We start from the raw sequence: 16,955 nt of genomic DNA, 5'->3' as shown, positions 1-16,955 counted from the left end.
GGGCGCTACTTTTGCCCTGCTGCGCTCTCGCATCCTGCTCCGCTTGCAGGACCTGGGCTGGCCATCCATGGCCAGCCCGTTCGGAGCAATGCTCCTCACCCATGGCAAAAGACCTCCTCTTCGTCCTGCCCCCGGCGCCCCTCACGCTGACACCGAGGTTGTGAAGCCGAGCGAGCGCAGCCAGCTTGTACCTCAAGCCCGGCGACGGACGATCTGGTAGCGCCTGGTGACATACCCCATTGGCGCGCTCCACACGTGAACCAGGCGGGTGAAGGGGAACACCAGCACGATGGTCAGACCGATCAGGATGTGCAGCTTGTAGATCCAGCTCACGCCTTCCAGATGAGCGGCGGCACCGCCCTGGAAGTAGACGATGGACTGCGCCCAGCCGGAGAACTGCAGCATCTTGCTGCCGTCCAGGTGGCCCAGGGTGGGCAGGATGGTGAGCAGCCCGAGCGTTACCTGCAGCACCAGCAGGCCGATGATCACGGTATCCATGGTGCTGGACGAGGCGCGCACCCGCGGGTTGGTCAGGCGGCGGTAGAACAGCATGGCGCCGCCCACCAGGCACATGACGCCGGCGATACCGCCGACCACCACCGCCAGCACCTGCTTGGTACCGGCACTGATGAAGGGGCCGTAGAGCCAGTGCGGCGTCAGCAGACCCACCAGGTGGCCGAAGAAGATGGTGATGATGCCGATGTGGAACAGGTTGCTGGCCAGGCGCATGTTCTTCGACGACAGCATCTGGCTGGAGCCGGTCTTCCAGGTGTACTGGCCGTGGTCGTAGCGCATCAGGCTGCCGATCAGGAAGACGCTGCCGGCCAGGTAGGGGTAGAGCCCGAACAGTAGGGAATCGATGTAGTTCATGACAGGTCTCCGTTAATGTTTCTTGGCGGCATCGACGGGGTCGAGGATACGAATCGCCTCGCCCTGTACCTGCCGCTTGCGCTCGGCCAGACGCCGCCCTTCGGCGGACTGCAGCGCGCAGTCCTCGTCAGACTTGGCGGAAAAACGCACCGCCTCCTCCTCCCATACCGCGTCCAGCGCCTCGGGGGTGTCGTCGCGCTTCTCGCTGACCACCGCCTGGCGCTGCGCCTCGACATCCTCTTCGGCGTCGATCAGCGCCAGCAGCGCGCGGGTGACCAGGGCCTGGTCGGCGCCGCGCTCCTCGAGGCGTGCGGTGAGCAGCGCCAGGATGTGGCGGATCTCGCCCAGCCAGCGGCCGATCTCTTCGTCGCTGCGGGTGGAGAGATACTCCAGGAACAGCGGCAGGTAGTCGGGCAGCTCGCGGGCGTCGAGCTCGAAACCGGCAGCCTTGTACTCGTCGATCAGGTCGACCATGGCCTGGCCGCGGTCGCGGGATTCGCCGTGCACGTGTTCGAACAGCAGCAGCGAGTGGGCACGGCCCTTGTCGAACAGCGCCACGTACTCGGACTGCAGCTCGAGCAGGTCACCGTCCGCGATGCGCTGGCACCAGCTCATCAGGTCGGCCCTAAGCGCCGCCGGCAGGCGGCGCTCGGCGTCGAGCGCCTCGATCAGGTCACCTACGGCACCCTGCAGTGCCTCGGTGGGGTAGTCCAGCAGGCGGGCCAGCACGCGCAGGCTGCGCATGCCGAACTCGGGCTGGAGTGCTGCGTCGTCGGTCATTTTCAGCGCTGCCTCAGCCATGGTGAGTCTCCTTGGTGTCAGTCTTCGGGTCGAAGACGTCGACCGGCTTGACCAGCGCGCTGGTCTGCTTGCGGCCGTTGAACAAGCTCGGCTTGCTCTCGCCGTGGCAGCCGTCGCCGAAGCTGAAGCCGCAGCCGCCGCGCTCGGGGAAGGCTTCGGTGGCCATCTCGCGATGGCTGGTGGGAATCACGAAGCGATCCTCGTAGTTGGCAATGGCCAGGTAGCGATACATCTCTTCCACCTGGGCCTCGCTCAGGCCGACGGCATCGAGCACCTCGGTGTCATGCTTGCCTTCGACGTGGCGGTTGCGCATGAAGACGCGCATCGCCATCAGCCGCTTGAGCGCCAGTACCACGGGCTCTTCCTCACCGGCGGTGAGCATGTTGGCCAGGTAGCGTACCGGGATACGCAGCGACTCGATCTTGGGCAGCACGCCGTCGTACTCGACCTTGCCGGCCTCGGCGGCCGACTGGATCGGCGACAGCGGCGGCACGTACCAGACCATCGGCAGGGTGCGATACTCGGGGTGCAGCGGCAGCGCCAGGCCCCAATCCATGGCCATCTTGTAGACCGGGCTCTCCTGGGCGGCCTTGATCACGTTGTCGGCGATACCGTCACGCTTGGCCTGGGCGATCACCTCGGGGTCGTTGGGGTCGAGGAAGATCTCCCGCTGGCGGTGGTAGAGGTCGCGCACGTCCGGCGAGCTCGCCACTTCCTCGATACGGTCGGCGTCATACAGCAACACGCCGAGGTAGCGGATGCGGCCCACGCAGGTCTCGGAGCACACGGTCGGCATGCCCGCTTCGATGCGCGGGTAGCAGAAGATGCACTTCTCGGACTTGCCGGTCTTCCAGTTGTAGTAGATCTTCTTGTACGGGCAGCCGGAGATGCACATCCGCCAGCCGCGGCACTTGTCCTGGTCGATCAGGACGATGCCGTCCTCTTCGCGCTTGTAGATCGCGCCGCTGGGGCACGAGGCCACGCACGCCGGATTCAAGCAGTGCTCGCACAGGCGCGGCAGGTACATCATGAAGGTGTTTTCGAACTGGCCGTAGATGTCGGCCTGCACCTGCTCGAAGTTCTTGTCCTTGCGGCGCTTGGCGAACTCGGTGCCGAGGATCTCCTCCCAGTTGGGGCCCCATTCGATCTTCTTCATGCGCTCGCCGGAAATCAGCGAGCGGGGACGTGCCACCGGCTGGTGATCGCCCTGCTTGGCGGTATGCAGGTGCTGGTAGTCGAAGTCGAACGGCTCGTAGTACTCGTCGATCTCGGGCAGGTCGGGGTTGGCGAAGATGTTCGCCAGCACCCGCCACTTGCCGCCGATACGCGGTTCGATCTTGCCATCCTTGCGGCGCATCCAGCCGCCCTTCCACTTGTCCTGGTTCTCCCACTCCTTCGGGTAGCCGATACCGGGCTTGGTCTCGACGTTGTTGAACCAGGCGTACTCCAGTCCTTCACGGCTGGTCCAGACGTTCTTGCAGGTGACCGAGCAGGTGTGACAGCCGATGCACTTGTCGAGGTTGAGGACCATGCCTACTTGGGAACGAATCTTCATTTCACGGTCTCCTGCACGCTGTCGTTGCCTTCGCCATCCAGCCAGTCGATGTTCTTCATCTTGCGTATCAGGACGAATTCATCGCGGTTGGAGCCAACGGTGCCGTAGTAGTTGAAGCTGTATGAGAGCTGCGCGTAGCCGCCGATCATGTGGGTCGGCTTCGGGCACACCCGGGTCACGGAGTTGTGCATGCCGCCGCGGGTCTTGGTGACCTCGGAGCCCGGCACGTTCACCTGGCGCTCCTGGGCGTGATACATCATCACCATGCCGTCCTTGACCCGCTGGCTGACGATGGCCCGCGCGGTGATCGCGCCGTTGGCGTTGAACAGCTCGATCCAGTCGTTGTCCTCGATGCCGATTTCCTGGGCGTCGTTCTCCGACATCCACACCACCGGGCCGCCGCGGTTTAGGGTCAGCATCAGCAGGTTGTCGCTGTAGGTAGAGTGGATACCCCACTTCTGGTGCGGCGTGATCCAGTTCAGCGCCTTGGTCGGGTTGCCGTTGTCCTCCGGCATGGTGAAGCCGGTGATCGTCTTGGTGTTGATCGGCGGACGGTAGACCAGCAGGCTCTCGCCGAAGGCGCGCATCCAGGGGTGATCCTGGTAGAACTGCTGGCGGCCGCTCACGGTGCGCCACGGAATCAGCTCGTGCACGTTGGTGTAGCCGGCGTTGTAGGAGACGTGCTCGTCTTCCAGGCCGGACCAGGTCGGGCTCGAGATGATCTTGCGCGGCTGTGCCACGATGTCGCGGAAGCGAATCTTCTCTTCGTGCTTGGGCGTGGCCAGGTGGGTGTGGTCGCGTCCGGTGATCTTGGACAGCGCGTCCCACGCCTTGACCGCCACCGCACCGTTGGTTTCCGGCGCCAGGGTCAGGATCATCTCGGCGGCGTCGATCGCGGTTTCGATCTTCGGCCGGCCCTTGGCGGGCCCTTCGGTCTTGCGATAGTTCAGCTTGCCGAGCAGCTCGACCTCGGACTCAGTGTTCCAGGCGATGCCCTTGCCGCCGTTGCCGATGGTCTCGAGCAGCGGGCCCACGGAGGTGAAGCGCTCGTAGGTTTCCGGGTAGTTGCGCTTGACCTCGATCAGCGCCGGCATGGTCTTGCCGGGGATCGGCTCGCACTCGCCCTTCTTCCAATCCTTCACTTCGGGCTGGGCCAGCTCAGCCGGGGAGTCGTGCTGGTGCGGCAGGGTGACCAGGTCGGTCTCCTCGCCCAGATGGCCTACGCACACCTCGGAGAACGCCTTGGCGATGCCCTTGTAGATGTCCCAATCGCTGCGCGACTCCCACGCCGGGTCGGTGGCCGCGGTCAGCGGGTGGATGAACGGGTGCATGTCCGAGGTGTTGAGGTCGTTCTTCTCGTACCAGGTGGCCGTCGGCAGCACCACGTCGGAGTAGAGGCAGGTAGAGGACATGCGGAAGTCCAGCGTGACCACCAGGTCGAGCTTGCCTTCCGGCGCCTCGTCGTGCCACTTCACCTCTTCCGGCTTCTGGCCACCGGCCTCGCCCAGGTCCTTGCCCTGGATACCGTGACGGGTGCCCAGCAGGTACTTGAGCATGTACTCGTGACCCTTGCCCGAGCTGCCCAGCAGGTTGGAGCGCCACACGAAGAGGTTGCGCGGGAAGTTCTGCGGGCTATCCGGATCCTCGGCGGCAAACGCCAGCTCGCCGCTCTTGAGCTGCTGGACGGCGTAGTCCTTGGTCGACATGCCGGCAGCCTCGGCGGCCTTGGCCAGGCGCAGCGGGTTGGTACCGAGCTGCGGCGCGGAGGGCAGCCAGCCCATGCGCTCGGAGCGCACGTTGAAGTCGATCAGGCTGCCGCTGTAGTCGGCCGGGTTGGCCAGCGGCGACAGGATCTCCTTGATCTCGAGCTTCTCGTAGCGCCACTGGGAGGAGTGGTTGTAGAAGAAGGAGGTGGAGTTCATGTGGCGCGGCGGACGCTGCCAGTCGAGGCCGAAGGCCAGCGGGGTCCAGCCGGTCTGCGGGCGCAGCTTCTCCTGGCCGACATAGTGGGCCCAGCCGCCGCCGCTCTGGCCGATACAGCCGCACATGACCAGCATGTTGATCAGTCCGCGGTAGTTCATGTCCATGTGGTACCAGTGGTTCATCGCGGCACCCACGATGACCATGGAACGTCCCCGGGTCTTGTCGGCGTTGTCGGCGAACTCACGGGCGATGCGGGCGACCTGCTCGGCGGGCACGCCAGTGATCTTCTCCTGCCAGGCCGGCGTGTAGGGGCGAACCTGGTCGTAGGAAGTCGCGCCGTCGTCCTCGCCTTCCTTGCCGAAGCCACGGTCGATGCCGTAGTTGGCGCACATCAGGTCGAATACGGTGACGGCGAGGATCTCGGTGCCGTCGGCCTTGGTCAGGCGCTTGGCCGGCAGGCTGTGGAACAGCAGCTCATTGCCCGCCACGTGGTCGAAGTGCTCGTGGGCGATGCCGCCGAAGTAGGGGAACGCCACCTTGGCCACGTCGTCGTGGTTTTCGGCCAGGGTCAGCAGCGGCTTGATCTCTTCGCCATCCGCGCTGCGCTCTTCGAGGTTCCACTTGCCTTGGTTCTCTTCCTTCTCACCCCAGCGGAAGCCAATGGAGCCGTTCGGCACCACGAGGCGGTCGGACAGCTCGTCCCACGCCACGGTCTTCCACTCGGGGTTGTTGTCCTGGCCCAGGTTGCCTTCGAAGTCGCTGGTGCGCAGCTGCTTGCCGGGCACGAAGCTGCCGTCTTCGCGGGCTTCGAGTTCGACCAGGAAGGGCATGTCGGAGTACTTGCGCACGTACTCGGTGAAGTAGGCACTGGGCTTCTCGAGGTGGAATTCCTTGAGGATGACGTGGCCCATGGCCATGCCCAGCGCGGCGTCGGTGCCCTGCTTGACCGACAGCCACTCGTCGGTGAGCTTGGAGACCTCGGCATAATCCGGGGTGATGGAGACGGTCTTGGTGCCCTTGTAGCGCACTTCGGTGAAGAAGTGGGCATCCGGGGTACGGGTCTGGGGCACGTTGGACCCCCAGGCGATGATATAGCCGGAGTTGTACCAGTCAGCCGATTCCGGTACGTCGGTCTGCTCGCCCCAGGTCTGCGGGCTGGCCGGCGGCAGGTCGCAGTACCAGTCGTAGAAACTCATGCACACGCCGCCGATCAGCGACAGGTAACGGCTGCCCGCGGCGTAGCTGACCATGGACATGGCGGGAATCGGCGAGAAGCCGATGATGCGGTCCGGGCCGTACTGCTTGGCGGTGTAGACGTTGGACGCTGCGACCAGCTCGTTGAGCTCGTCCCAGTTGGCACGTACGAAGCCACCCATGCCGCGGGCGCGTTTGTACTGCTTGGTCTTGGCCGGGTCGGAAACGATGGAGGCCCAGGCGTCGACCGGGTCGCCGTGCTGCTGCTTGGCTTCGCGCCACAGCCTGAGCAGCGGCTTGCGGATCAGCGGGTACTTGAGGCGGTTGGCGCTGTACATGTACCAGGAGTAGCTGGCGCCACGCGGGCAGCCACGCGGCTCGTGGTTGGGCAGGTCCGGACGGGTACGCGGATAGTCGGTCTGCTGGGTTTCCCAGGTGACCAGGCCGTTCTTGACGTAGATCTTCCAGCTGCAGGAACCGGTGCAGTTCACGCCATGGGTGGAACGCACGACCTTGTCGTGCTGCCAGCGCTGACGGTAGCCGTCTTCCCAGCCACGGGACTCCTCGCGGGTCTCGCCATGGTCGTTGGCGAAGGGCTCGCGCGCCTTGCGGAAGAAATTCAGCCGATCTAAGAAGTGACTCATGGTCGTCTCCAGGCTTCTTGAAATATTGCGTGGCACCCGGGCCACCCCGCCTGCCGTGTCGTGCGACGTGTTCCACACGACCGCCGGGGCAGGTTCTTGAAGCGATTCTGGAGCATCGAAAAGCGGATTACTGCCAGGTTACCTCCATATACACCCCCTCTACCTACAAGGTGATAGAAGGCCCGCTGAAAGGGGGTTAGTCCGCCTGGGAGGGAGGTTGGGAGGAATGGCGAGTGAGGGGGGAAGAGCGAGTGCGGGCACCATCCCACAGCATCAGCAGCATGCACACCGCCAGCGCGGCGTAGAGGAACATGAAGCCGGCGGTGCGAATGCCGATCCATTCGTTGCCCAACACGAACATCAGCGGCAAAACCGCGGCGAACAGCCCACCCAGGGCCAGTGCCAGCCCACCCGAGCGAGCCATGTCGTCACCGTGATCGCGATACAGCAAGCACATCAGGCTGCCCTTGCCGATGCCCATGGCCATCCCCATGACGGCCAGCAACGCGGTGAAGCCACCGAGCGGCATGGAGAAGCGTAGCGCGATGTCACCGTGCACGCCGTGAATCTGCATGGTGAAGTCGGGGTAGGAGAGCAGGAACAGGCACACCATCACGCAGGCGCTGACCCACCAGCGCAGGTCGCGGAAGTCGCGCCGGTCGGCCAAGGCGCCGCCGACGATCTGGCCGATCCCGACCGGCAGGGTGAAAGCCAGTGCCCACAGCGCAGCCTGCTTGAGTGGCAGGGCGTACTGGGCGGCGAGGTACCCCGGCAGCCACAGCGCCAGCGCCACGAAGGCGCCATAGAAGAAGCTGTAGTAGAGCGCCAGACGGCACACTGCCGGGGGTGGCAGCCAGTACCACGAGGGGCTTTCTGACCTTGCGCCATCCGGCTCTGCTAATGAGTCGAGGGGTGCATGGGGCATTCGCGGTGCATCTTCGGCGAAGATCCATAGCAGCAGCGCCACCAGCAGTACCGGCAAGAGAAACAGCTTGGGTGCCATGGGCCAGCCATAGGCCTGGCTGACCAACGGCAACAGGAAGTAGGTGAGTCCGGCGCCCAGCATGCCGGCGCCATAAAGTCCCAGCGCCAGGCCGGCATGGCGCCGCGGGCACAGCGAGGCCACATAGACCAGGCCGGCAGCCAGCGAGCCAGCACCCAGCCCCAGGCCGGCGCCTGCCAGCAGGAATTCAAGGTAGACATCCGAATAGGCGATGGCCCACAGCAAGGGGCAAATCAGCAGCAGGCTGCCGATCATCACCCGCCGACCGCCCACGCGGCGTGCCAGCAGCGCCATGGGCAGTGCGGCCAGCGCGCCGGTGAGCATGGGCATCGCCAGCAGCACGGCAAACTGTACCTCGCCGAAGAGCAGCACGCGCTTCAGCTCAACGCCCAGCACGGCGAAGATGGTCCAACTGGCGAAGACCAGGGCAAAGGCCAGCGGCGACAGCAGCACGACCACCAGCGAACGATAGTCGACCTGCGGGCCCAGCACGGGGGCTTGTACAGGCTGCATGAACGGTATGTCTCAGGGTGTGGTCGAAGAGATTCTCGTTCCCGCCCTTCGCAGCGTCAAAAGGGCATCCGAGGTACCTCTTTGGTAGCAGCCTGCCGCAACTGCCGGTAGGATGCCCCACCGCCCCATGGGGTATAGTGTCGGCGAGGGTATATAGTGTCGACATGCCCCGCATTTCTGCCGGAGACGCCCACCGCCGATGAAACTGCTGCAACGCTCACTCGTGGCCCGCATCGTTGCCTCGCTGCTGGCGATCAGCGCCCTGGCCTTGATCAGCATCGTGGTGACCATGGCAGTGGCCGGGGGCAGTCGCGGCGATGCCGCGGCGATCAACGTCGCCGGCTCGCTGCGCATGAATACCTACCAGATCGTGGCCGCCCTGCAGCGCTACGAGCGCATCCCATCCATGGAGCACCAGGCCGAAGTCCACGTGCTCAAACGCCGCTTCGAGGATCGGCTGCAAAGCGATGCGTTGACCGGCGCCATTCCCGTTTCCGAGGCCCACGAGATGCGCCGCCAGTATCGGTTGATCCTGGGGCGCTGGCACAACGAGCTATCCCCTCAGGTGAGCGAGGCGGTGGCCAGCCAGTACGTGCGCATCGAGCCGCTCAATCGAACCCTCGATGGTCTGGTGGCCGACATCGACACCCTGGTCAAGCAGCTCGAACAGAACAGCGAAGCCAAGATCCGCCTGCTCAGCGCCCTGCAGATCCTGTTCCTGGGCCTGACGGCGGTGGTGGTCGCCATTGCGCTCTACGACATCCGCCACAATCTGGTGGCGCCGCTGCGCCAGTTGATGGTACTGGCCCGCGAAGTCGCCCAGCGCAACTTCTCTCTGCGCACCCAGCTCAAGGGCAGCGACGAGCTCTCCATGCTCGGCCATACCTTCGACACCATGTCCGAGGAACTGGGCGCCAGCTACGCCGAGCTGGAAGAGCGGGTCTCGCGCAAGAAGGCCGAGCTGGAGCGCAGCAACCAGGTCATGCAGGTGCTCCATGACGGCAGCCGCTCACTCTACGGCGGCGGCAACGACCTGTGCACCAGCGCCGCCCCCATGCTGCGCCGCGTGGCCGAACTGCTGGAGATCGGCCCGATCCGGCTGTCGCTCAACGATCCTCACGCCGACCGCCAGGTGCCGATACTGGCCACCCACGCGGCGCGCCGTCCGGACTACTGCCGCGATCATGACTGCCACGCCTGCCTGATCGCCCCGCAGCCCATCCGCCTGAGCAATACCGAGGACGGCGACTGCGTGCTGTTGCCGGTGAGCGTGGGAGACGAGATGCTGGGCACCCTGGAAGTGTGGTATCCCAAGGAGGAGCGCCTCTCCGACAGCGTGCGCCGGCTGCTCAACGCCCTGGCCGACCAGCTGGCCACGGCGGTATACCTGCAGCGGCGCATCGAGGAGGAGCAGCAGGTCTCGCTGATGAACGAACGCACCATCATCGCCCGCGAGCTGCACGACTCCCTGGCCCAGTCGCTCTCCTACCTGAAGATGCAGGTGGCGCGGCTGGAACGCATGCAGGCCAAGGACGCTCCCAAGGAGATGCAGGCCGCGGTGTTCGACGAGCTGCGTACCGGGCTCAACAGCGCCTATCGCCAGCTGCGCGAACTGCTCACCACCTTCCGCCTCAAGCTCGAAGGTCCGGGCCTGCAGACCGCCCTGCTGCAGACCACCGGAGAGTTCTCCGAGCGCATGGGGGCACCGGTGGAGCTGCACTACGACGTGCCGCCCCACCTGCTCAACCCCAACGAGGAGATCCACGTTCTGCAGATCGCCCGCGAAGCGCTGAGCAACATCCACAAGCACGCCGAAGCGCACTGGGCCGCGGTCACGGTGAAGTTCCTCGATGCGCGTATCATGCTGCGTATCGAGGACGACGGCGTGGGGCTGGAGAACGACGACTCGCCGCCCATGCACTACGGCCTGGTGATCATGCGCGACCGGGCGCACACCCTGAGCGGCGAGCTGAAACTCTCCAACCGCGCCGAGGGCGGCACCTGCGTGGAAGTGGTCTTCACACCACAGACGGCGCGACTGATCACCAGCCAGCCCACCACCGAATCCACCCTTCACGACCAAGGAAACTGAGACCCATGGGCCAGTCAGTCAACGAGACCCCCGCCAGTATCCTGATCATCGACGACCATCCGCTGCTGCGCCGCGGCGTGGCCCAACTGCTCGAGCTGGAGGACGACCTCCAGCTTATCGCCGACACCGGCGAGCCGCAGCAGGGCGTGCGCCTGGCCGCCGAGCTCGACCCGGACCTGATCCTGCTCGACCTCAACATGCCGGGGATGGACGGCATCCAGACGCTGAAGGCGCTGCGCGAGTCGGGCTATGCCGGGCGCATCGTGATGTTCACCGTCTCCGATCACGAAGAGGACCTAGTGGCGGCCCTACGCGGTGGCGCCGACGGCTACCTGCTCAAGGACATGGAGCCCGAGGATATGGTACGCCAGCTGCGCCAGGCGGCACTCGGCCGCATGGTGGTCAGCGAAAGCCTCACCGCCCTGCTCGCCGAGGCGCTGCGCAACCAGCGCTCGGCGCCGGCCACGCCGGACATCCACAGCCTGACCCAGCGCGAGCGCGAGATCCTCCGCGAACTCGCTGCCGGGCTCTCCAACAAGCTGATCGCCCGCAAGCTCGACATCTCCGAAGGCACGGTGAAGGTTCACGTCAAGCACCTGCTGAAGAAGCTCAATCTGCGCTCGCGGGTAGAGGCGGCGGTGTGGGCCGTGCAGGAAGGCATCGATAGGTAGAACGCCGGGGGATACCCCCGGTTCTGTGTGGATACCTCCAAAGACTCCCAGGCGCCGGCAAGGCGCCTTTTCGTTTACCCTCTCTTTTACAAGCGCTCGAAAAAACAAGGAGTTACTTCAATACCACTGCTACCCCTCAAGGGGTATTCCGCTGATTTTTCTCCGTTTTCGGCCAGTTTCGCCGCTCATTTCCCAGGCGTATCTTTGCCTCAACCGAACCTGAATTGATCCCGGTCAGGACGGATGTCGCAAGGCGGGATCAGTCGAAACTCAAGGGGAAACGTCATGGCTAAATCGAGCGCCGATATCGGCAAGCTCGGTGCCGGCAGGCCAAAGAATGCCGACATCGAGCAGTGGGACATAGAAGACGAGCAGTTCTGGGAGCAGGAAGGCAAGAAGATCGCCTCCCGCAACCTGTGGATCTCCATCCCCAGCCTGCTGATGGGCTTCGCGGTGTGGATGATGTGGGGCATGATCACCACCCAGATGCAGAACCTGGGCTTCCCCTTCGCCGTCGACCAGCTCTTCATGCTGACCGCCATCGCCGGCCTTGCCGGTGCCACCCTGCGCATCCCCGCCTCGTTCATGATCCGCATCGCCGGCGGGCGCAACACCGTGTTCTTGACCACCGCACTGCTGATGATCCCCGCCTTCGGCACCGGGTTCGCGCTGATGAACCCCGGCACGCCGTTCTGGGTGTTCCAGGTCCTCGCGCTGCTCTCGGGCATCGGCGGCGGCAACTTCGCCGCCTCGATGAGCAACATCTCGACCTTCTTCCCCAAGAAGCAGCAGGGCTATGCGCTGGGCATGAACGCCGGCCTGGGTAACTTCGGCGTCACCACCATGCAGATCCTGATCCCGCTGGTGATGACCGTGGGCATCTTCGGCGTCATCGCCGGCGGCTCCATGGAACTGCAGAGCGCCAGCGGCACGCTGATCGGCCGCATCGAAGCGGGCACGCCGACCTGGATCCAGAACGCCGGCTTCGTCTGGCTGGTATTCCTGGTGCCACTGGCCTTCCTCGGCTGGTTCGGCATGAACAACCTGCGCCCCATCACGCCCAACCCGGGTACGCCGCTGCAGGCCTTCGGCAAGATCCTGGGGCTCTACGGCGTGGGTGCCGTGGCCACCGTGGTGGGCGTCTTCACCCTGCAGTGGCTGGGCATGTGGGTGGCCCTGCCGGTCACCATCCTGCTGACCCTGGCCCTGATGCGCCTGATCCCCGGTGAGATCAAGCCCAACATCCAGAAGCAGTTTGCCATCTTCTCGAACAAGCACACCTGGTCGATGACGGTGCTCTACATCCTGACCTTCGGCTCGTTCATCGGCTTCTCCGCGGCGCTGCCGCTCTCGATCAACGTCATCTTCGGCAACATGATGGAAGTCGCCGCTGACGGCAGCGTGGCCCGCGTGGTCAACCCCAACGGTCCCAGCGCCCTGACCTGGGCATGGATCGGTCCCTTTGTCGGCGCCCTGATTCGCCCCATCGGCGGCTGGATCTCCGACAAGGTGGGCGGCTCCATCGTCACCCAGGTGATCTCGGTGGTCATGGTGGTGGCCTCGGCGGTGACCGGCTACGTGATGATGCTGGCCTATAACTCCACCGACCCCAACAGCTACTTCGCCCTGTTCATGCTGCTGTTCGTGATCCTGTTCGCCGCCAGCGGCATCGGTAACGGCTCCACCTTCCGCAGCATCGGTGTGATCTTCGATGCCCAGCAGAAGGGTCCGGTACTGGGCTGGACCTCCGCGGTGGCCGCCTACGGCGCCTTCATCGCCCCGGTGGTGATGGGCGGCCAGATCCGCGCCGGCACCCCTGAGCTCGCCATGTACGGCTTCGCGATCTTCTACGCCGTGTGCCTGGTGATCAACTGGTGGTTCTACCTGCGCCCCAACGCCTACGTCAAAAACCCCTGATGCCGTCGTCCGTGCTCCGGTGAATGACCGGAGCACACCCCACTACCTTGCCTTCTTCGGAGGGATGTCATGAAAGTCATGATCGCTTATGACGGCTCACGCAACGCCAAGCTGGCCTTGGCCCAGACCGTCAGCTTGTTTCGCTGCAACGCCCCCACGCTGATTCTGGTCGGCGTGGCGGAGAACCCCCGCGACGTCACCGACGCCAACGAGGACCTCTTCCAGCAGGAGTACGAAGAGCGGAAGGCGGCGCTCAAGGAGGGTGCCGACTTCGCCCATCAGGAGGGCTTCGAAGTGGACTGGGTGCTGGCCGAGGGCGACGCCCGCAAGATGCTGCTGCAGGCCACCCAGAAGCACCAGCCGGACGTATTGGTCATCGCGCGCCACAGCAGCAAGCCCGACGGCGGCATCATCGCCCAGTCACTGAGCTACTTCGTCGACGAACTCGACTACATGACCTTCGGTAAGGTCAGCTCATTCCTGGCCCGACGCGTCGAGTGTCCTCTTTTGATCCTGCCCAGCCCGTGACGGCGATCCCGTCATGCGTGGCCACAAAAGTTCTCACTTCAGGATGATACGACCATGAAAGTGTCCGCCGTCTTCAAGTTCCGCAGTCCGGAGATCAGGGCCCTGCACCTGACCTGGATCGCGTTCTTCATCACCTTCTACGTGTGGTTCAACATGGCGCCCTTGGCATCGAGCATGCTCAAGAGCGTCGACTGGCTGACCCGCGACGACATTCGCCTGTTCGCCATCGTCAACGTGGCGCTGACCATCCCGGCACGCATCATCGTCGGCATGGCGCTGGACCGCTTCGGCCCGCGCCGGGTGTTCTCGGTGCTGATGGTCACCATGGCCGTGCCGGCGCTGGTGTTCGCCTTCGGCAACACCATGTCGCAGCTGCTCATCTCGCGCCTGGTGCTGAGCTCCATCGGTGCCAGCTTCGTGGTCGGCATCCACATGACCGCGCTGTGGTTCAAGCCCAAGGACATCGGCTTCGCCGAAGGCTTCTACGCCGGCTGGGGTAACTTCGGCTCGGCCGCTGCCGCCATGACGCTACCCACCATCGCCCTGACCATGTTCGGTGGCGCCGACGGCTGGCGTTACGCCATCGGCATGAGCGCCATCGTGATGGCCGCCTACGGCGTGTTCTACTGGTTCGCCATCACCGACGGCCCCGACGCTCGCGCCCACCGCAAGCCGCGCAAGGCGCTGGCCATGGAAGTAAGCTCCTGGGGCGACATGATCAAGCTGATCCTGTGGACCATTCCTCTGGTGGGCTGTCTGGCGATCCTGGTATGGCGCATCGAAGGCATGGGCTACCTCTCCAGTACCGGCGCGCTGATCTGCTACGTGGTGATCGCCGCGGTAGTGGTCTACCAGATCGTGCAGATCCTGCGGGTGAACGTGCCGATCCTGAAGAAAGGCGTGCCGGAGGACGACAAGTACTCCTTCAGCAGCGTGGCCGCGCTCAACAGCACCTACTTCGCCAACTTCGGCGCCGAGCTGGCGGTAGTCTCGATGCTGCCGATGTTCTTCGAGGAAACCTGGGGGCTGACCGCCGCCGCCGCAGGCCTGATCGCCGCCTCGTTCGCCTTCGTCAACCTGGTGGCGCGCCCCATGGGCGGCCTGGTATCGGACCGCATGGGCAACCGCCGCTTCGTCATGCTCAGCTACATGTTCGGCATCGGCATCGGCTTCGTGCTGATGGGCCTGCTCAACTCCAACTGGCCGCTGATCATCGCCATCGCCATCACCATCTTCACCTCCTTCTTCGTGCAGGGGGCGGAGGGCGCCACCTTCGGCATCATCCCCTCGATCAAGCGCCGCATCACCGGGCAGATCTCGGGCATGGCCGGCGCCTACGGCAACGTGGGGGCGGTGGTATACCTGACCATCTTCACCTTCGTCACCCCCACTCAGTTCTTCTACATCATCGCCGGCGGCGCCTTCCTCAGCTGGCTGATCTGCCTGATCTGGCTGAAGGAGCCGGAAGGCGCGTTCGACGAGGAGTACTACGTCTCCTCGGTAGACCGCATGATCGAAGAGCAGGAACTGGCCGCGGCACAGGCCAAGCCGCAGCAGGGTTGAGCCGGCTGGGCTTCATCAAAGGGCGGCGACTTCGGTCGCCGCTTTTTTGTGCGGTACTGAGTGACGAAGACTTGGCTTTACTGGGCGTGACGCTCGAGTTCATGCAGCGCTGCCCGGGCCAGAAGACCGGAACGGCTCTCGTGGGCGCCGTGCTTTGCTACGGTGCTGTCGATGCGCTTGATCAGCAGACCGGGCTTCAGCACATAGATTAAATTCAAAAAAAATAAAAAAACATTACAACATATCCTGTCACAGCAAATGCCACCACGCCTCCTCGAACTACATTTCCAGCTTCTGGCGTAGCTCCTCCGGGCCAGATTGTCTTGTCATATAAATATGCAACGATAGCTTGCCAAAATAACCAATGACCTGCCAAAGCCCCAAAAAAGGTCGACCACACTCCCCAGTAATGCCAGAAGGAATAAGCTACAGGCACTACCGCCAATAACCAAACCGCATAAATACGATATCGGTTTCTAACCTTCAGCCAAGTAGAGCCACTATTACTCACCACTTCACCTCACAAAGCTCTCACCATTATTCAATATAGCATCCCACCTTCCGGTAAGATCGATTGCTGCAGCCAACCTCCTTGCCGCAGGAGCTGGCAACCCTCTTGCTTGAGCATATTTCTCAAACCCAGCAATCAACACCGCTTTAGATGCCGAATGAGCAGTATTTTCACTCAAATAACCTTCATGTAAGCTAAGCGCAGTAGAGCCCATCGATAAAGGCAAGCCAACTGACGCTGAAACTACTACAACACCCGCTGTTGCCAATCGACCGGCGTCACTTACTGCCTTGGCATCCAGTGCCCTCCCCCATGCCTGAGCTCCCGGGTCGCTGTAATCGACGTTGGCACCCTGAGCATTACATTCCGCCGTTCCACATGAAAAATGCGGGACGTGGAAGATCTTTCCATCCACGACATAGCTGACCGTGTACCGCCCTTCTTCGTCAAGCGGCCGCCCTGTGAGGCGATCACGCGGTTGGCCTGGCGCAGCCTCTTCTGCCGGGAGTTGGTAGACAGGAGCACGATAGGGGTAGTTTTCCCCACCGGTCTGCTCGATGATATACGCGATCAGCTCGGGCGGGGCATCAGTCGGCACCTGCTGGAACAGGTAGCGAGTCGTGCCGTCCGGACCGGGTATGGCGCGCCAGTCTCCGCCAAAGTCGAAATAGTTGGTGTCTATGTCGGCAAGATCGTGCAGATCAACGATGGTATTGGCGCCCCGGCCTTCACCCAAGCCATCGTTATGCATGCCCCGCATCGCCTGCTCGATCTCTAGCGCCCCTCGCTCTGATCCGCCAAGTCCCTTGCCAGCTTGCGCTCTTCGGAGTGCAACTGCCGGTTGTAGCTCTCCACCTGGCCGGCGATGAAGGCGCCGTCGTTGACGTCGCCGCCGCTGAGTTCCGCCGCGACGATGCCTACCAGTTGAGCGATGGTATTGCTGAGCACCGGGTTGGCTCGACCGTCCTCGACGAGGTGATGGACGAGCGCTTCACTGGCCCCCGCGGCCAGGGCACCGGTGCGGAAGTCGCCGCCCATGGCTTCGGCAACGCTGCCCCCGACCAGGGCATGCAGGGCGATTTTCTGCGCGCTCCCCTCGTCCCAGCGGTTGTCGAAGGCACGGTCGCCCACGGCATTGAACAGCACACCGCTGACGACATGGTGCACAGC

The 16,955-nt window shown here is 63.9% G+C and carries 14 protein-coding genes; 5 read left to right on the top strand and 9 right to left on the bottom strand.

Translation table 11 applies throughout. The annotated features are described in order from the left end of the window. Positions 1 to 192 precede the first annotated feature (192 nt). The 5 genes from narI to SPH52_RS21300 form a co-directional block, all read right to left on the bottom strand. Positions 193 to 870 (bottom strand): respiratory nitrate reductase subunit gamma, encoded by a 678-nt coding sequence (narI, locus tag SPH52_RS21320; RefSeq protein ID WP_411797057.1) that lies wholly within the window; start codon positions 868 to 870, stop codon positions 193 to 195. Positions 871 to 882: 12 nt separating this feature from the next. Then, complete coding sequence (gene narJ, locus SPH52_RS21315) at positions 883 to 1,671, bottom strand: nitrate reductase molybdenum cofactor assembly chaperone (protein WP_411797056.1); 789 nt, start codon at positions 1,669 to 1,671, stop codon at positions 883 to 885. Further along, on the bottom strand, positions 1,664 to 3,226 hold the full coding sequence (gene narH / locus SPH52_RS21310; RefSeq protein WP_411797055.1) for a nitrate reductase subunit beta: 1,563 nt from the start codon (positions 3,224 to 3,226) through the stop codon (positions 1,664 to 1,666). Before narH ends, narJ begins: the two co-directional genes overlap by 8 nt. Then, positions 3,223 to 6,987 (bottom strand): nitrate reductase subunit alpha, encoded by a 3,765-nt coding sequence (locus SPH52_RS21305; protein ID WP_411797054.1) that lies wholly within the window; start codon positions 6,985 to 6,987, stop codon positions 3,223 to 3,225. The genes narH and SPH52_RS21305 overlap by 4 nt, the downstream gene beginning before the upstream one ends. Positions 6,988 to 7,183: 196 nt before the next feature. After that, positions 7,184 to 8,503 (bottom strand): MFS transporter, encoded by a 1,320-nt coding sequence (locus tag SPH52_RS21300; RefSeq protein WP_411797053.1) that lies wholly within the window; start codon positions 8,501 to 8,503, stop codon positions 7,184 to 7,186. Between the two features lie 199 nt (positions 8,504 to 8,702). On the opposite strand from SPH52_RS21300, the gene SPH52_RS21295 reads away from it, so the two are divergent. From SPH52_RS21295 to SPH52_RS21275, 5 genes are all read left to right on the top strand, one after another. After that, a complete protein-coding gene (locus tag SPH52_RS21295) occupies positions 8,703 to 10,595 on the top strand; it encodes a histidine kinase (RefSeq protein ID WP_411797052.1) in 1,893 nt (630 codons plus the stop codon). Positions 10,596 to 10,600: 5 nt separating this feature from the next. Next, a complete protein-coding gene (narL, locus tag SPH52_RS21290; RefSeq protein ID WP_411797051.1) occupies positions 10,601 to 11,266 on the top strand; it encodes a two-component system response regulator NarL in 666 nt (221 codons plus the stop codon). 285 nt (positions 11,267 to 11,551) lie between these two features. After that, entirely contained in the window at positions 11,552 to 13,183 is a 1,632-nt protein-coding gene (locus SPH52_RS21285) for an antiporter (RefSeq protein WP_411797050.1), read from the top strand. Positions 13,184 to 13,252: 69 nt separating this feature from the next. After that, on the top strand, positions 13,253 to 13,711 hold the full coding sequence (locus SPH52_RS21280; RefSeq protein WP_411797049.1) for a universal stress protein: 459 nt from the start codon (positions 13,253 to 13,255) through the stop codon (positions 13,709 to 13,711). Between the two features lie 54 nt (positions 13,712 to 13,765). Beyond that, positions 13,766 to 15,274, top strand: a complete 1,509-nt coding sequence (locus SPH52_RS21275; RefSeq protein WP_411797048.1) for an MFS transporter — start codon at positions 13,766 to 13,768, stop codon at positions 15,272 to 15,274. Positions 15,275 to 15,351: 77 nt separating this feature from the next. Here SPH52_RS21275 and SPH52_RS21270 read toward each other — a convergent pair whose 3' ends face one another. The 4 genes from SPH52_RS21270 to SPH52_RS21255 form a co-directional block, all read right to left on the bottom strand. Next, positions 15,352 to 15,477 carry a hypothetical protein gene (locus SPH52_RS21270; RefSeq protein WP_411797047.1) on the bottom strand — a complete coding sequence of 42 codons (126 nt, stop codon included), beginning with the start codon at positions 15,475 to 15,477 and terminating at the stop codon, positions 15,352 to 15,354. Positions 15,478 to 15,488: 11 nt separating this feature from the next. Next, positions 15,489 to 15,785, bottom strand: coding sequence for a hypothetical protein (locus tag SPH52_RS21265; RefSeq protein ID WP_411797046.1), 297 nt, complete (start codon positions 15,783 to 15,785; stop codon positions 15,489 to 15,491). 4 nt (positions 15,786 to 15,789) lie between these two features. Continuing rightward, positions 15,790 to 16,536 (bottom strand): hypothetical protein, encoded by a 747-nt coding sequence (locus SPH52_RS21260; RefSeq protein ID WP_411797045.1) that lies wholly within the window; start codon positions 16,534 to 16,536, stop codon positions 15,790 to 15,792. Positions 16,537 to 16,559: 23 nt separating this feature from the next. Further along, the coding region (locus tag SPH52_RS21255) for a hypothetical protein (RefSeq protein WP_411797044.1) at positions 16,560 to 16,955 on the bottom strand (396 nt) is incomplete at its 5' end.

It is taken from the genome of Halomonas sp. A29, from assembly GCF_046723295.1.
Classification (GTDB): domain Bacteria; phylum Pseudomonadota; class Gammaproteobacteria; order Pseudomonadales; family Halomonadaceae; genus Halomonas.
Note: the sequence above shows the minus strand (reverse complement) of the source record. Positions and strands in the feature narration are given on the sequence as shown.

Bases quoted from the DNA above. Each gene is read 5' to 3' on its own strand.
- SPH52_RS21300 (WP_411797053.1), bottom strand. From the start codon at position 8,503: ATGCAGCCTGTACAAGCCCCCGTGCTGGGCCCGCAGGTCGACTATCGT.
- SPH52_RS21285 (WP_411797050.1), top strand. From the start codon at position 11,552: ATGGCTAAATCGAGCGCCGATATCGGCAAGCTCGGTGCCGGCAGGCCA.
- narH (WP_411797055.1), bottom strand. From the start codon at position 3,226: ATGAAGATTCGTTCCCAAGTAGGCATGGTCCTCAACCTCGACAAGTGC.
- narI (WP_411797057.1), bottom strand. From the start codon at position 870: ATGAACTACATCGATTCCCTACTGTTCGGGCTCTACCCCTACCTGGCC.
- SPH52_RS21295 (WP_411797052.1), top strand. From the start codon at position 8,703: ATGAAACTGCTGCAACGCTCACTCGTGGCCCGCATCGTTGCCTCGCTG.
- narJ (WP_411797056.1), bottom strand. From the start codon at position 1,671: ATGGCTGAGGCAGCGCTGAAAATGACCGACGACGCAGCACTCCAGCCC.
- SPH52_RS21280 (WP_411797049.1), top strand. From the start codon at position 13,253: ATGAAAGTCATGATCGCTTATGACGGCTCACGCAACGCCAAGCTGGCC.
- SPH52_RS21305 (WP_411797054.1), bottom strand. From the start codon at position 6,987: ATGAGTCACTTCTTAGATCGGCTGAATTTCTTCCGCAAGGCGCGCGAG.
- narL (WP_411797051.1), top strand. From the start codon at position 10,601: ATGGGCCAGTCAGTCAACGAGACCCCCGCCAGTATCCTGATCATCGAC.
- SPH52_RS21275 (WP_411797048.1), top strand. From the start codon at position 13,766: ATGAAAGTGTCCGCCGTCTTCAAGTTCCGCAGTCCGGAGATCAGGGCC.
- SPH52_RS21260 (WP_411797045.1), bottom strand. From the start codon at position 16,536: ATGCATAACGATGGCTTGGGTGAAGGCCGGGGCGCCAATACCATCGTT.